The sequence below is a fragment of the Nocardia sp. NPDC058114 genome, assembly GCF_042884695.1.
Classification (GTDB): domain Bacteria; phylum Actinomycetota; class Actinomycetes; order Mycobacteriales; family Mycobacteriaceae; genus Nocardia.
Window position 1 is genome coordinate 328888 of the sequence record NZ_JBHVTK010000006.1, and the last position, 14089, is coordinate 342976.

A 14089-nucleotide genomic window follows, 5' to 3' on the forward strand; every position below is an offset into this window, starting at 1 on the left:
ATCGGGTACAGGCGAGCCGGTTCTCCGGAGAACGGACGATGACGAGGACATGACAACTCTCCTACCACGGACGAAACCGCCAGGTCCATTCGCCGGCGCTGGCTTTGAGCCGGGGGCCATGCCATCGGGCGTCGATATTCGCGGCGATCGTGGTGGCGGTAGGTCGCCGAACGGATAGTGGTTCGGTAAACATGATCTGAATTCCACTCGGGTAGTTATGGTCTGGGTGCCGTCGTCATGAAGGGACGTCCATGGACACCACTGACCGAACGACACCCGATCAACACTCCTGGGTCCGCCGGAATCGGTGGATCGTCATCGCGAGCGCGGTCGGCGCGGTGATCGGGTTGACGTTGGCCGGCGGTGGCCTCCAGCACCTGAAACCGCTGTTCGGTATCGAGAGCGATTCGGTACGGTTGACCGAACCCGATGCCCTGCAGGGTCTTCCGCGCCTCGCCGGTCCCGAAATTCAGCGCGAGGCCGCGACTGTCAAGAGCACCTACGGTGCGGACGTCGATTCGGTGGTCGCCGCTTACGGCGCCTCCAGCGAGCAGCCCGAGCTGATGGTCCATGTGGTGGCCGCGTCTTTGAAGAACCCCGAGACCAACCTCGACCGGCTGTTGACCGACACGCTCGGCACCACGCCCCGAGACGTGACGAGGGTCGACGAGGGCCCGTTGGGCGGTATCGCCCAGTGCGCCACTGCCGAAACCGTTCAGGGCGCGACGGCCCTGTGCTCGTGGGTGGCCGACAACAGTTTCGGCAAGATCGTCTGGGTGGGCGCCTCACTAGCTGATGCGACGCGCGAATTCGCGCACATCCGGGGCCAGTTCGAGAGCTGATGTCCGGCCGAACTGCCAGTCGGCGCGCGAGTTCGGCCACAGCGTCATCTCCGCGCAGCGGTGGTCTACCGATCTTGTTGAGTCGACTCGGAACGTCGCTGGCTTCGTGCGACGGGTTACCGTCCAGCACTACGTTCGGCGGCGTGCCGTCGGCGTCGGTCAGAGCGATAGCTTTGGTTGTGCTTACGGTGATGATGAACGACCGAGCGACGAGGGTGCTCGGTGTTCGGAACGGATTCGGCGGCCTGGACCCAGAGGAGGGCTTGGCGGCCGGTCTGCGGAAGAGGGTGGACGGTGGGATCGAATGCCGCGGCGAGGTGGTGTGCTGGTGTCCTGTTCCCGCGCACGCTGACAACGCGCCGGGGCAGGCCGTCGATCTGACCGGCTGGGAATGTACTCATACCAGCTTCCATCTCGAAGGCTTTGTGCCCGTTGAGGCTACGTACGCCGAAGGGCCGATCGTCAGCGTCGACGCGCAGCGAACCCTGCTTCGGCAGGGGATCGCACTGGCGCGGGAGGTCGGGCGACTGGCTGGTGAACTAGACGCGTCGATTCCGCTGCGATGCATCATCGCGACCAACGAAACCAACGGTACGTTCCGGTTTCACAAGATCCGGCCCGATGAAAGCTGGCTGGCCGACGACCTCGACGGTTACAACGGTGAATGCGTAGTTGCTATCGACTTTCCCTCGACTCACCCTTGATCTGTGAGCCTCTGTGCGTGAACGGCAGCCCGTTCGGGTTGGCGACAAACGACACGGCTGTGTGTACCCAATCCCGAAATAAGCCAAAGACCAACGCACGGCGTCCAGTACCCGGGTCCGCCACCCGTTTGGGTCGCTCTCCAGCACGGTGGCGTAGGTAAGTCACCTGTGCGGACACCGACGCGCTCCCGATGGTCGACGCGATCCGTCTACGCCTGTCCGATTGGCGCTCTGGTCAGTACCCGGCTATCCGTTGACCGGGTACCTGACCACAACGACTCGGCTGGTCAGAACGCCCGGCCGCGGGATACCGCGGCCGGGAACGTCAGTGAATCAGGGCTGGCCGCTGACGGCGGCGGTGACGGCGTCGAGGAAGGGCTGGCCGCCCATGGCGTAGCCGCCGGCGATGGCGCCCAGGACCAGGCCGACGGGGCCGGTGATGATGCTGAGGAAGCCGAAGCCGAGGACCGTGCCGATGAGGCCGCCGAGGATGCCGCCCGCGACGACGCCGACCACGTTGCGGTTGATCTCGTTGGTCAGCTGGGACATGGGGCTGATGGCCTGCATCTCGCCGATTCCGGTGGCGCTCGCCTGCGGGGCGAGGACGAGGTGATGGCCGTTGTCGGAGATCGTTTGCGCCACCCGCATCTCCTTGCCGGAGATCTGGTAGGTGAGCGGGATACGGGTGACGACGGCGCCGGAGTCGGCGACGAGGGTGACCGCGGTGTTGTCGTCGGTGGTGGTGAACGTTCCGCCGGCGACGGTGGTGGTCAGCACCCGGGAGAACTCGGTGAGGGTGGCCTCGTAGTGCACGGACTGGTCGACCCCGGCTGTGGTGACCTCAGGGCGCGGCGGTGCGACCGGCTGCGCGGCGGCGGTCCCCGCGGTGATCCAGACGGCGGCGCCGACCAGGAGCGTGGCAGCAGGGAAGTAACCGAGTTTCATCAGGGAATTCCTTTACGCATCACGAAAGTTTGCGCGGCAAAACGGCGCGCCGCTGCTCGGGGCGCGAACCGTGTTGTCCGCCAGTGAGATCGGGCAGACAATAGCATCCTTTTCCGGCTGTCGGTGAACCGTGTCGAATTGGGCGGTGGACCAGTGTTTAGCATTGTTAAAAGACGCAGATTCACAATTCGACACGTTCGTGTGTGCCGTGTAAGAACTGTCAGGCGAGTGGGACGTCGGTCGGGGATGTCCAGCGGATGAGTAGGACAACACAGATGGCACGTCGAAGAAACCTAGCCATGCTCGGCGTGTCCATAGGGGCGGTGTTTGCCCTGGCAGGTGCGTTCTACCTGGCGCTTTCGGTCGTGGTGGGGTTCGCGGCCGAGGAGCCCGACGGGCCTGAGAATGCCTCGGCTGAAAAAACTTTGCCGAGCGAGGTTTCGGCAACTCAACCGCTGGGAACTATTACCGATGTTTCTGGCAGCGTCGTGTCGACTTTGACCAAATCCGCGACGCGGATTCCCTGGGTGGAACTGCGTGCCGGCGATTGTGTGGATTTGAATGCGAGTCCGGACGATATTCGCCAGGTCTCGTGCGGCGACATCAACTCCCGCTACAAGGTGACGGAATTGGCGTCGGCGGGCGGGCACTGCCCGGGCGACGTCGACCGCGCCCAACCTCGGACACTGCCCGGCGGCGTGGACCAAACCCTCTGCCTGGACATCGACTGGACCGTCGGGGAGTGCCTCGACATGGCGGGGGACGCGGCGAGGCACGTGGACTGCGCCGCCGACATCCCCGGTCGGGTCCGCGTCCTCGAGATCCGGCATGACACCACGGATGTGAACGTCTGCACGATCGGCGACCGCGGTGTCGTCTACGACCAGCGCCGCTACGTGGTCTGCGTCAGCACCCGCTGACCCGCCGGGATCGTCAGTCTGCCGTGCCGATAGTCGCGGCGGTCGTCTCCGCACTCGATGTGGCCTCGATCCGACTGACCGGCTCCTGCCCATTCGCTGTGTGTGAGATCCTCGGTGTACCACCGTGACTGGTGTATTCGAGGAGGAACCATGACCAACGCAGTCGGCATCACTCCCGCTGGAATCGGACGTCGGGCAGGGGCCAGGTTCATCGACTGGATCATCGCCGGAATCGTCGGCGCCGTGCTGTTCTGGATCCTCGAGCGAGTCACCGATCTCCCCAGCTGGATCGCGATCCTGCCCGGCGCCGGATTCGGGTTCCTGTACTTCGTCGTCTTCGAAGTGGCGACCGGATCGACCCCGGGCAAGAAGCTGCTCGGTCTGCACGTGAACGGCGCGGGCGGAGCGGTCAAGCCCGATCTCGTCGAATCGGTCAAACGCAACGCCTACATGCTGCTGAACCTGATTCCCTGGCTGGGCGGGCTGCTGTGGTTCGTCGCGGCCATCGGCATCGCGGTGACGGTGAGTTCGAGCCCGAGTAAACAGGGCTGGCACGACAAGTTCGCGGGTGGCACCCAGGTGGTCAAGGACTGATCCGGCCGTGGTGCGGTTGTGTTGCGTTCTTCGCGGCCCCCGGCGATAAGGAATCGGCGAACGCCGAAACTCCTGCGCCGGAAGAGGAACCGAACACACATGGCCGTACCGGTGGTCTTCACCAGCAACTGTTCCGACCAGTCCAACGACAACGGTTTCCAGTGGGAGTTCCGTTGCGAACGCTGCACCACCGTCCACCGGTCAGCGTTCCAGCAGAACTACCTGTCTCGGGGTCGCGGTGTGCTGCGCTCGATGCGTGATCTGCTCGGGGACCGAATCCCTCTCCTCCACAAAGTATCTTCGGCCGCGGACAGCTACTCCAACAGTTGGGGCGGCTCCGCGTCGAGCACCAAGGACGCTGCGTTCGCCAAGGCTGTCGACGAGGTAGCGCGCGAGTTCCGTCTGTGTGCGGGCTGTGGTTCGTGGACGTGTGCGCGGATCTGCTGGAACGACCATGTCGGACAGTGCACCAACTGCTCGCCGCAGGTGGGGCACCAGATCGCGCAAGCGCAGGCAGCCGCCCGCGGCGCGCAGATCCACCAGGCGGCTCAGCGTCAGGAGTGGTCGGGACAACACGACCTCGGTACTCCCGCGCGCGTCGCCTGCCCCACCTGCGCCGCCACCACCGACGGCGGCCGGTTCTGTCCATCCTGTGGCAGCGCACTCGACATCCGCATCGATTGCCAAGGTTGCGGTTCCCCGGTAGGTCCAGGCGCGCTGTTCTGCTCGAACTGCGGTCGCGCCAGATAGGCGCGGCGATCGGGGGCGCTCACGACATCGGCATGAGCGCCCTCGGTTATCGGGGCGGTGTCGTCATCGCTTCGCTGACCAGTGGCTTACCCTCCGGTCGGTTCTCCTCGCCGAGGCTGCGCACCAGCAGCGTCGCACCCGCGACGGCGCCGGGCATCAGCAGCACGGCCACGAACGGGATCAGGAAGACTAGGGCGAGCGGAACACCGAAGCCCCAGGCGAGCATGCGTCGTCCGCGCAAGACGGACAGTTGTTCGCGCAATTCGACGCCGCGACGCTGCCATGCCACCGCGGTGAGTTCTTGGGCGAGGAAGAAGGCGGTCACGCCGATCCCGATCACCGGAACGACGGTTTGGCCGAGGACGGGGATGAACCCGAGAACGAACAACAGCACAGCCCAGACCAGCACTCTGATCAGCAGGCGAACACTGTCGCGGGTCGATATCCACAGATCCCGCCCGAACCCGTTGCCCGATTCCGGCGCGGTGCCGTCCGCCGACTCCGACCTGTCGACCTGCTCGGACAGTCGCTCGTAGAACGGCTGCCCGATCACCAAGGTGATCGCGGTGAACGCCACGACCGCGACCAGGGCCCCGAACCCGAACAACACCACGCCCAGCAACCCACGAAACAGCCCGCGCCACGGCGAGTTCCAGTCGTCGGCGAACGGCGACATCCACGCGGTGAAATCCCCGACACCGAACGCCGCTGCGGTGAACACCGCGACGTAGAGGATCAACGTGACCAGGCCGGGCAACAGCCCGAAGCCGAACCAGCGACCGTGGCTCGCGACCCACCGCTGCCCGCTCCACAAGTAACCGAACCCTGTCCCCAGTTCATGCATGGCCGTAGCCTATCCGCGATCGATCGACCCCTCGGCGGTGTTGTGGGCGTTGAGCTTTCACGCCCTGGTACGAAATGATTTCTCGTACAGTGGAACCAAGCATTCCTCGGGGGTGAGAGGCGCAACGGTGTCGACGAGTCTGTCGAAAGGGCAGAACAGCCCGCTGACCGTCCACGATGTCGTGGTCGCGGTGCAGATCGATGCGGCCGCGGACCTGTCGGCGCTACTGGTCACCGACGCGGGCAAGGTTCGCTCGGACGCGGACTTCGTCTTCTACAACCAGCCGACGGGGCCCGGCGTTCGCCTGCAGCCGACCTCGTCGGGGCGACCGTCAGGGTTGGCGGTTTCGCTGGATCAGGTCCCGGCCGATGTCGCCCAGATCCGAGTGGTGATCACCCTCGACGACGCGCGTGCCACGTTCGGACGGATTGCGGCCCCGTCGGTGTTCGTGACAGACGCATCCGGCATTCGGTTGCACGAGTACCGGATCGACGGGTTGACGACCGAGTCCATCGTGATCGCGGTCGAGTTCTACCGTCGCCAGGGCAGTTGGAAGGTTCGCGCGGTCGGACAGGGATACGCCGGTGGATTCGCCGCCTTGGTCACCGACCACGGCGTCACGGTCGATGACCCTCCGCCGCCGGCCCGCCCCGCCACACCAGTCCCGAGCTGTCCGCCGCCGCTTCCAGCGACTGCCGGTCACCCGCCACCGCCGCGCGCGACGCCACCGGTCGCCGCCGGTGAGGTCAGGCTGTCGAAGAATCGACCCGTCAGCCTGGCGAAAGGCCAGCGGGTCACGCTGCGCAAAGACGGTGGCGTCGCGTTGACCTTCATTCGGATGGGGTTGGGCTGGGATCCGATCCGGCGCGGCGGGCTGTTCGGGCGCCGCGCGATCGAGATCGACCTCGACGCCTGGGTGGCGATGTTCGCCGACCGAAATCTGGTCGATGTCGCCTATTACGGGCAGCTCGTGTCCAAAGACGGCTCGATCCGGCACCAGGGTGACAACCTCACCGGTGAGGGGGAGGGCGACGACGAGGTGATCCTGGTCGATCTGACCCGCGTTCCGGCTCACGTCACCACGTTGCTGTTCATCGTGACCTCGTACCAGGGACATACTTTCGAGAAGGTCGTCAACGCGTTCTGTCGCTTGGTGGACAACACGACCGACACCGAACTGGCCCGATACTCGCTGACCGGTGGGATGCGGTGCACCGCGATGGCCATGGCGAAGGTCTTTCGCGGCGACGGAGACTGGCAGCTGCAAGCCCTCGGCGAGGGCTTCGATGCCAAGCATCCCGGTGAGGCGGTGCCCCTGCTCGGGCGATTCGTCACACGAGGATGACCTAGCTGCTGGGGTCGACAAGGGCCGCGGGAGCCGGTGATCGGCCGGCCGTCACGTGCGGTCGTGGAGAGTGACGTGATAGCCGTCGGGGTCGGCGAAGGTGAAGGTTCGGCCGAAGGGGCCGTCGATCGGTGCGGAGACGATGGTGTGACCGTCGGCGGCGAGAGCATCGTGAACGGCCTGGACATCTGTGGCGTGGAGCCAGATCGCGACACCGATGCCGGGCTGGGAAACGGCGGCGAGATCGGTGCCGGGAACGATGTCGCGCAGGGCGAACGCGATCGGTTTCGTCTCGAAGACGACGGCGTGCGGAGGACCGGTCGGTGAGCGGACGAGGCCGAGGTACTGCTCGTAGAACGCTTGGGAAGCGTCGAGGTCGCGTGTTTGCAGCGAGAGGAAGTCGGGGCCGGTGGCGGGCATGATGAACTCCTTCTAGTCGTGTCAGTATCCTGACACGAACCAATCTATGTCAGAATACTGACATGAGTCAAGACGGGGTCGATCTGGGGACGTCACTGGGCTACCTGCTGAAAGAGGCGTCGAGCGCGCTTCGCATCGCCATGGAGGAAGTGCTGCGCCCGCTCGGGATGAGCGTGACGCACTACTCCTGCCTCGAGCTGCTGGCTCAGCGACCGGGCTTGTCGAACTCCGAGCTCGCGCGGGGCGCGTTCGTCACCCGGCAGACGATGAACGTGCTGCTCCAGACCCTGGAACGAGACGGCTATGTGACCAGGCCCGCGGCGGCGCCCGTCGGGAAGGTTCTTCCCACGCGGCTCACGCCTCGCGGACGACGGAGTCTCGAACAGGCCACCGTGGCCGTCCGGTCCGTCGAGGTCAGAATGCTGGCCGGCATGACCGAGGCCGAGCAGTCGGGCGCGTTCCGGATCCTGCGGAGCATGATCGGTTCTCTGCGCGATGACAGCGACGGCGCATAGTCCGTTCCCCGGCGCGCTCTATGCTGTCGGCGTGGCACGCACCGAAGGAACCCGAGCTCCCGGCCGCCCGGCCGCGGCGAGCCGTGACGACGTGCTGGATGCTGCCGTGCAGGTCTTCCTGGCGGGCAATCGAGTCGACGCGAATGCCATTGCCGCCCAACTCGGTCTGGGTCGCACCAGTATCTACCGGTGGTTCGGTTCCCGGGACGGGCTGCTCGGGGCCGCTTTGGCGCGCCAGCTCGAGCGCATGGTCGCCTACGCCGAACGGCGCAGCACCGCCACCGGCGGGGAACGGCTCGTGGAGATCCTCGACCGCGCCATTCACTGGCTGGTCGAAGACGGTTCGCTGCGCACCTACTTCGATCAGGAATCCACGTCGGCACTGCGCGTGATCACCCGCAGCGACGGGGTGGTGCACCCGGCGGCGGTCTCGATCGTGGAAGGTCTGCTCGAGCGCGCCGAGGAGCAGGGCTATCAGCCGCCGATCGATCGCGCCACCCTCGCGTATGCCTTGGTCCGGCTGTGGGAGGCGTTCCTGTACAACGACGCGGTGGCCGGATTCCAGGGTGACGTGGAGCGGCTGAGTCGCGTCCAGGCTGCCCTGCTTCGGGCTTAGTCGCCACTGTCGCGCAGGCGCGAGCAGTACCACGCGGCAAGGGTGTCCAGCGCCGCCTGTCGCGATATCGGTTGCCGCAGGCGGTGCCATTCGTGTGCCGCCGCCAGGGTCGCGCCGATGAGTCCGGCGGCGAGGAGGCGGGTGCGCTGCGACCGATTTTCGTGCGGGTGCAGGTGAGTGGCCAGCGTGTCGACGAAATCCGCCAGTGCCCTGGCGATTCGGGACTCGACGGTGTGGTCGCCGACGGCCCCTGCACCGAAAACCAGCTCCGATGTGGAATGCGGGCCGGACTCGACGAGATCGAAGAGCACCGTCACGCAGTGCCGCACCTGGTCGACGTCTGAGGTCGCCGCGTCGTGGGCGTTGCGCAGCCTGTCCGCGACGTCGTCCAGATACTCCAGGATCACCGCGAGATAGAGCTCGCTCTTGGTGGAGAAGTGGCGGTAGAGAACGGGTTTGGTGACGTCGGCGACGGCGCTCACGGTGTCCATCGTGGTGCCGTGATAGCCGTGCGCGGTGAACGTCGTCCGCGCGGCGGTGATGAGCCGACCGCGCTGCACGCTGCCGGATCGAGACGTTGCGAAGGAAGTGCTCATGTGCCGGGTCCCTACCTCCATTTGATACACGCAGAACTCTATGTAACATACTGGACCATGCAACTGGCCTTCACCGAGGACGAGCTCGCCTTCCGCGACGAGCTGCGAGCCTTCTTCCGCCGTGAAATTCCCGCGGACATCCGCGGGCGGAACCGACACATGCACGAGCTGAGCAAAGACGACTTCGTCACCACTCAGCGCATCCTCAACGCCGCCGGGCTGGCCGTACCCCACTGGCCCGTCGAGTGGGGTGGCCGGGACTGGTCGGCCGTGCAGCACCACATCTGGCATCACGAAATGCAGCTCGCCTCGGTGCCCGAGCCACTCACCTTCAACACGAACATGATCGGCCCGGTACTCGCCGAGTTCGGCTCGCCCGAGCTCAAGGCCCGATTCCTGCCCGCGACGGCGAATCTCGACATCTGGTGGTGCCAGGGCTTTTCCGAGCCCGACGCCGGCTCCGACCTGGCCTCGCTGCGCACCGTCGCGGTGCGCGACGGTGATCACTACGTGGTCAACGGGCAGAAGACCTGGACCACCGCCGCGCAGAGCGCGGACTGGATGTTCTGCCTGGTCCGCACCGATCCCGCCGCGCCCAAGAAGCAGGCAGGCATCTCGATGCTGCTGTTTGCCATGGACACCCCCGGCGTGACCGTGCGGCCGATCGAGCTGATCGACGGCGGCTTCGAAGTCAACGAGGTGTTCCTGGAGAACGTACGCGTCCCGGCCGATCAGCTGGTCGGCCAGGAGAACCACGGCTGGGCCTACGCCAAATTCCTGCTCGGCAACGAACGCAGCGGCATTGCCGCGGTCGGGCAGACCGAGGTCCGCCTGGAGCTGGCGAAGGAATACGCCGCCCAGACCAGGCTCGGCACCGGCACGCTCCTCGACGACGCGACCTTCGCCGCCCGGATCGCCGATCTCGACAACGAACTGCTGGCACTCGAGCTGGTGCAGCTGCGGGTCGCGGCGAGTTCGAGTGGCGGCGCTCCCAACCCCGTCTCGTCGATCCTCAAACTGCGCGGTACCGAACTGCAGCAGGCCGTCACCGAACTGCTCGTCGATATCGCGGGCCCCGCTGCCGTCGCCCGGGTGGGGGAGACCGACGACTGGGCGCGTCGCACCATCGCCGGATACCTGAACTACCGCAAGACTTCCATCTACGGAGGATCGAACGAAGTGCAGCGCACCATCATTGCCTCGACGATCCTCGGACTGTGAGTAACCGCCATGGATTTCACCTTCACCCCTGAGCAGACCCTGCTGCGCGACACGGTGCGCAGCGTGCTGACCCGCCATTACACTCCCGGACGCCGCGCGGAGGTGATCGCCGATGTTCCCGGCTGGGATCCGAAGGTGTGGGCGGACTTCGCCGAGGTCGGTCTGCTCGGGCTGACCGTGTCCGTCGAGGACGGCGGCGTCGGCGGCGGCCCGATCGAAACGATGCTCGCGCTGGAGGAAATCGGCCGCACCCTGGCGCCGGAACCGATCTTCGACTGCGCCCTGCTACCCGCCCTCGTGATCGGCCGGGCCGGCACCGCAGACCAGCGTGCGTCCCTGCTGCCCGGAATCGTCGACGGCGAGCAGCTGTTCGCCTTCGCCCACGCCGAGCCCGGCGTCCGCTGGCCGGACACGCGTTCGGAAACCCTGGCCGTCGCCAACGGTGACCGGTGGACGCTGACCGGTCGCAAAAGTCCTGTGCCCTCGGGAGATCGGGCCGACCGGTTGATCGTCTCGGCCGTGGTACCCACCGGCGAGACCGCGTTGTTCCTGGTCGATGCCGAGGAGACGGCGGTCGTGCGCACCGCCTACCGCACCTACGACGGAGGTAGTGGCGCCGAGATCGAATTCCGTGGTGCGCCCGCCGAGTTGCTCGGCGCCGACCTCGACGCCGGTGCGATCATCGACGAAGCCGTGATCACGACGCAGGCCGCACTGGGCGCCGAAGCGGTCGGTGCGATGGCCGAGGCGTTGCGACTCACCACCGAGTATCTGAAGACCCGCAAGCAGTTCGGTGTCGCGCTGCGCACCTTCCAGGCTCTCACCCACCGGGCGGCGGACATGTACGTCGCGCTGGAACTGGCCCGCAGCATGAACCTGTACGCGGCGATGTCCTTGGCAGACGGCGTCATCGATCCGACGGTGGCTTCCCGTGCGAAACGGCGAATCGACCTCTCCGGCAAACACATCGGCCAGGAGGCCATACAGCTGCACGGCGGAATCGGCATGACCGCCGAATACCCGGTCGGGCACTACACCGCCCGGCTCACCACCATCGAACACACCCTGGGCGATACGAACGATCACCTGCGCTACCTGTCGGGCCCGCTGGGCGAGCACCGGAAAGCGAAGATCTGATGCGTATCCGTGGCGCGGTTCTCGACCACCCCGACCGGCCGCGGCCGTTCGCGTCGTCGCGCCCGATCGGGGTCTACGACCTCGAACTCGACGAGCCGGGCCCCACCGAGGTGCTGGTCAGGATCGAAGCGGCCGGTGTGTGCCATTCCGATCTCAGTGTGGTCGACGGCAATCGGGCGCGGCCGCTGCCCATGCTGCTCGGCCACGAGGCGGCGGGCATCGTGGTGGCACTCGGCGACCAGGTCGACGATCTGACAGTGGGTGACCGGGTGGTGATGTCGTTCCTGCCGCGGTGCGAGCGCTGTGCGGCGTGTGCCCGCGGCGGTGAGCTGCCCTGCACCGAAGGAACCCGGTCGAACACGGCAGGCGAGCTCCTGCACCACCCCGGCAGACTGACCAGGGCCGGCAGGCCCGTGCGTCATCACCTCGGCGTCTCCGGGTTCGCCACGCACGCGGTGATCGACCAGGCCTCGGTCGTCGCGGTCGGCCGCGACGTGCCGCCCGAGGTCGCGGCACTGTTGGGGTGCGCCGTCCTGACCGGGGGCGGCGCCGTGCTCAATGTCGCCGACCCGGGACCGGAGGACGACCTGATGGTGGTGGGGCTGGGCGGCGTCGGCATGGCCGCGTTGCTCACCGCCTCCGCGATCGGGGTGCGGCGCATCGTGGCGGTCGACCGTCTGCCCGCCAAGCTCGCGGCCGCCCGCGACCTCGGTGCGACCGAAACCTGCACACCCGAACAGGTTGCGGCACAGGGGATCCGGGCGCGCTACGTGATCGAGTGCGCTGGTCACCCCGCCGCGTTCGAAACCGCCTTTCTGGCCACCGCTCCCGGTGGAACCACCGTCACCGTCGGTCTGCCCGCCCCGTCGGCCACTGTGACACTGTCACCCCTGATGTTCACCGCGGAAGCCCGCACCGTGGTCGGTAGCTACCTCGGCTCCGCGGTACCGGCGCGCGATATCCCGCGCTACGAGCAGATGTGGCGGGCGGGCAGGCTGCCGGTCGAGAAACTGATCTCCGCCCGCATCGGACTCGACGACCTCAACGAGGCGATGGATCAACTCGCCGACGGCGCGGCGGTGCGTCAGGTGATCGTCTTCGAACCCGACATGGAGCCACGATGACATCCACCCTTTCCGACCTCCCGGTCGCCCAGTTCATCGGCGGCGACTGGGTGCACAGCGCGGCGACGATGCCGGTGCGCAACCCCGCCACCGGCGAAGAGGTCGCCACCGTCGCCGATGGTGACGACCGGACTGCCTCGGCCGCCTTGGACGCCGCGGTCGCCGCCCAGGACGACTGGGCGGCCACCGATCCGCGCCACCGCAGCGACATCCTGCTGCGCGCGTTCCACCTGCTGCATGCCGACACCGAGCGCATCGCCCACACGATCAGCCTGGAAATGGGCAAACCGCTCGCCGAGGCACGCGGCGAAGTCGCCTACGGCGCCGAATTCCTGCGCTGGTTCGCCGAGGAAGCCACCCGTGGCAGCGGAGCGTACTTCCGCGCACCGAGTGGTGGCCGCCGCATCGCTGTCCGCACACAGCCGGTGGGCCCGGTTTTCGCGATCACACCGTGGAATTTCCCCCTGGCCATGGTCACCCGCAAGGTGGCCCCCGCCCTCGCCGCCGGCTGCACTGTTGTTCTCAAGCCCGCGCCCCAAACCCCGCTCACCGCAGTGGCATTCATGCAGATTCTGGCGAAGGCAGGCGTGCCACCAGGGGTCGTCAACTGTGTCACCACCTCGCGCGCGCCGCTGGTGTCGGCGCGGATTCTCACTGACCGGCGGCTGCGCAAGCTCACCTTCACCGGCTCCACCGCCGTCGGCCGCACCCTGCTGACCCAAGCCGCGCAAGGAGTCCTGCGGGTTTCGATGGAACTCGGCGGCAACGCTGCCTTCGTCGTCCTGGAGTCCGCCGACCTGGACAAGGCCGTCGACGGCGCGGTGCTCGCCAAACTGCGCAATGCGGGCCAGACCTGTGTCGCCGCCGACCGCTTCCTGGTCCACGAATCGCGGGCAGCGGAGTTCACCGACCGGTTCCTCGCCGCCGTTTCCGCGCTGCCGGTGGGCGACGGCCTCGACCGAGCCACCCGCATCGGACCCGTGATCGACGACGCGGCGGTACAGCGGATCACCGCGCTCGTCGACGAAGCGGTCAGCCAGGGCGCACACCTGCACACCGTCGGAACCGACACCGCAGGATCCGGTTACTTTGTGCAACCGGCGGTCCTGACAGACGTCGACACCCGAACCCGGCTCTGGAATTCTGAAGTATTCGGCCCCGTCGCCGCGATCCGCACCTTCACAGACCCGGCCGAGGCCCTGCAACTGGCCAACGACACCGACTCTGGCCTGGCCGGGTACGTCTTCGGCGAAAACCTCAGCGACACCCTCGAATTCGCCGAGAGCCTGCAGACCGGCATGGTCGGTGTGAACACCGGCGCAATCTCCGACCCGGCCGCGCCCTTCGGCGGGATGAAATCGTCCGGACTGGGACGGGAGGGTGGCAGCACCGGGCTGGAGGAGTACCAGGAACTGCAGTACCTGGCCATCGACCGGTGACGTCCCGATCGGTGAGGTTCACCCAATTCGTGTGATGCGATCTCGGCGGTGCCGGACGATCGTCGATCCCGAACGAT

16 protein-coding genes are annotated in these 14089 nt (G+C 66.7%); 12 read left to right on the forward strand and 4 right to left on the reverse strand.

Annotated elements, in window-relative coordinates:
- The first annotated feature begins 251 nt into the window (after positions 1 to 251).
- Both ACFVVI_RS23360 and ACFVVI_RS23365 read left to right on the forward strand, forming a co-directional pair.
- Positions 252 to 842, forward strand: a complete 591-nt coding sequence (locus ACFVVI_RS23360; RefSeq protein WP_387446797.1) for a hypothetical protein — start codon at positions 252 to 254, stop codon at positions 840 to 842.
- Positions 843 to 985: 143 nt separating this feature from the next.
- A complete protein-coding gene (locus tag ACFVVI_RS23365) occupies positions 986 to 1546 on the forward strand; it encodes a hypothetical protein (RefSeq protein ID WP_387446798.1) in 561 nt (186 codons plus the stop codon).
- A gap of 333 nt (positions 1547 to 1879) precedes the next feature.
- On the opposite strand, the gene ACFVVI_RS23370 is transcribed toward ACFVVI_RS23365, so the two are convergent.
- Entirely contained in the window at positions 1880 to 2491 is a 612-nt protein-coding gene (locus ACFVVI_RS23370; protein WP_378989612.1) for a hypothetical protein, read from the reverse strand.
- A gap of 299 nt (positions 2492 to 2790) precedes the next feature.
- On the opposite strand from ACFVVI_RS23370, the gene ACFVVI_RS23375 reads away from it, so the two are divergent.
- The 3 genes from ACFVVI_RS23375 to ACFVVI_RS23385 all read left to right on the forward strand — a co-directional run bounded on the left by ACFVVI_RS23375 (position 2791) and on the right by ACFVVI_RS23385 (position 4755).
- Positions 2791 to 3411, forward strand: a complete 621-nt coding sequence (locus ACFVVI_RS23375) for a hypothetical protein (protein WP_387446800.1) — start codon at positions 2791 to 2793, stop codon at positions 3409 to 3411.
- Between the two features lie 150 nt (positions 3412 to 3561).
- Entirely contained in the window at positions 3562 to 4005 is a 444-nt protein-coding gene (locus tag ACFVVI_RS23380) for an RDD family protein (RefSeq protein WP_387446801.1), read from the forward strand.
- Positions 4006 to 4104: 99 nt separating this feature from the next.
- Entirely contained in the window at positions 4105 to 4755 is a 651-nt protein-coding gene (locus ACFVVI_RS23385) for a zinc ribbon domain-containing protein (protein ID WP_378989615.1), read from the forward strand.
- A gap of 46 nt (positions 4756 to 4801) precedes the next feature.
- Here ACFVVI_RS23385 and ACFVVI_RS23390 read toward each other — a convergent pair whose 3' ends face one another.
- Complete coding sequence (locus ACFVVI_RS23390) at positions 4802 to 5599, reverse strand: EI24 domain-containing protein (protein ID WP_387446803.1); 798 nt, start codon at positions 5597 to 5599, stop codon at positions 4802 to 4804.
- Between the two features lie 127 nt (positions 5600 to 5726).
- Here ACFVVI_RS23390 and ACFVVI_RS23395 point away from each other — a divergent pair, with 127 nt between their 5' ends.
- Positions 5727 to 6944: a TerD family protein gene (locus tag ACFVVI_RS23395; protein ID WP_387446804.1), complete on the forward strand. Its 1218-nt coding sequence runs from the start codon at positions 5727 to 5729 to the stop codon at positions 6942 to 6944.
- Between the two features lie 51 nt (positions 6945 to 6995).
- Here ACFVVI_RS23395 and ACFVVI_RS23400 read toward each other — a convergent pair whose 3' ends face one another.
- A complete protein-coding gene (locus ACFVVI_RS23400; RefSeq protein ID WP_387446806.1) occupies positions 6996 to 7364 on the reverse strand; it encodes a VOC family protein in 369 nt (122 codons plus the stop codon).
- A 62-nt stretch (positions 7365 to 7426) separates the two neighbouring features.
- Between ACFVVI_RS23400 and ACFVVI_RS23405 the strand changes: the two genes are divergently transcribed.
- The gene (locus tag ACFVVI_RS23405) at positions 7427 to 7879 is read left to right on the forward strand and encodes a MarR family winged helix-turn-helix transcriptional regulator (protein WP_378989619.1); all 453 of its coding nucleotides are present in this window, start codon (positions 7427 to 7429) and stop codon (positions 7877 to 7879) included.
- Between the two features lie 31 nt (positions 7880 to 7910).
- Positions 7911 to 8495: a QsdR family transcriptional regulator gene (locus ACFVVI_RS23410; RefSeq protein WP_378989620.1), complete on the forward strand. Its 585-nt coding sequence runs from the start codon at positions 7911 to 7913 to the stop codon at positions 8493 to 8495.
- On the opposite strand, the gene ACFVVI_RS23415 is transcribed toward ACFVVI_RS23410, so the two are convergent.
- The gene (locus ACFVVI_RS23415) at positions 8492 to 9091 is read right to left on the reverse strand and encodes a TetR/AcrR family transcriptional regulator (protein WP_387446808.1); all 600 of its coding nucleotides are present in this window, start codon (positions 9089 to 9091) and stop codon (positions 8492 to 8494) included. The genes ACFVVI_RS23410 and ACFVVI_RS23415 overlap by 4 nt on opposite strands.
- A gap of 57 nt (positions 9092 to 9148) precedes the next feature.
- Between ACFVVI_RS23415 and ACFVVI_RS23420 the strand changes: the two genes are divergently transcribed.
- From ACFVVI_RS23420 to ACFVVI_RS23435, 4 genes are read left to right on the forward strand one after another with little or no spacing between them, the layout of a single operon-like run.
- Positions 9149 to 10312: an acyl-CoA dehydrogenase family protein gene (locus tag ACFVVI_RS23420; RefSeq protein WP_387446810.1), complete on the forward strand. Its 1164-nt coding sequence runs from the start codon at positions 9149 to 9151 to the stop codon at positions 10310 to 10312.
- A 9-nt stretch (positions 10313 to 10321) separates the two neighbouring features.
- Positions 10322 to 11449 (forward strand): acyl-CoA dehydrogenase family protein, encoded by a 1128-nt coding sequence (locus tag ACFVVI_RS23425; protein WP_387446812.1) that lies wholly within the window; start codon positions 10322 to 10324, stop codon positions 11447 to 11449.
- Positions 11449 to 12573: an alcohol dehydrogenase catalytic domain-containing protein gene (locus ACFVVI_RS23430; protein WP_387446814.1), complete on the forward strand. Its 1125-nt coding sequence runs from the start codon at positions 11449 to 11451 to the stop codon at positions 12571 to 12573. Before ACFVVI_RS23425 ends, ACFVVI_RS23430 begins: the two co-directional genes overlap by 1 nt.
- Positions 12570 to 14012, forward strand: coding sequence for an NAD-dependent succinate-semialdehyde dehydrogenase (locus tag ACFVVI_RS23435; protein ID WP_387446816.1), 1443 nt, complete (start codon positions 12570 to 12572; stop codon positions 14010 to 14012). Before ACFVVI_RS23430 ends, ACFVVI_RS23435 begins: the two co-directional genes overlap by 4 nt.
- Positions 14013 to 14089: the final 77 nt, after the last annotated feature.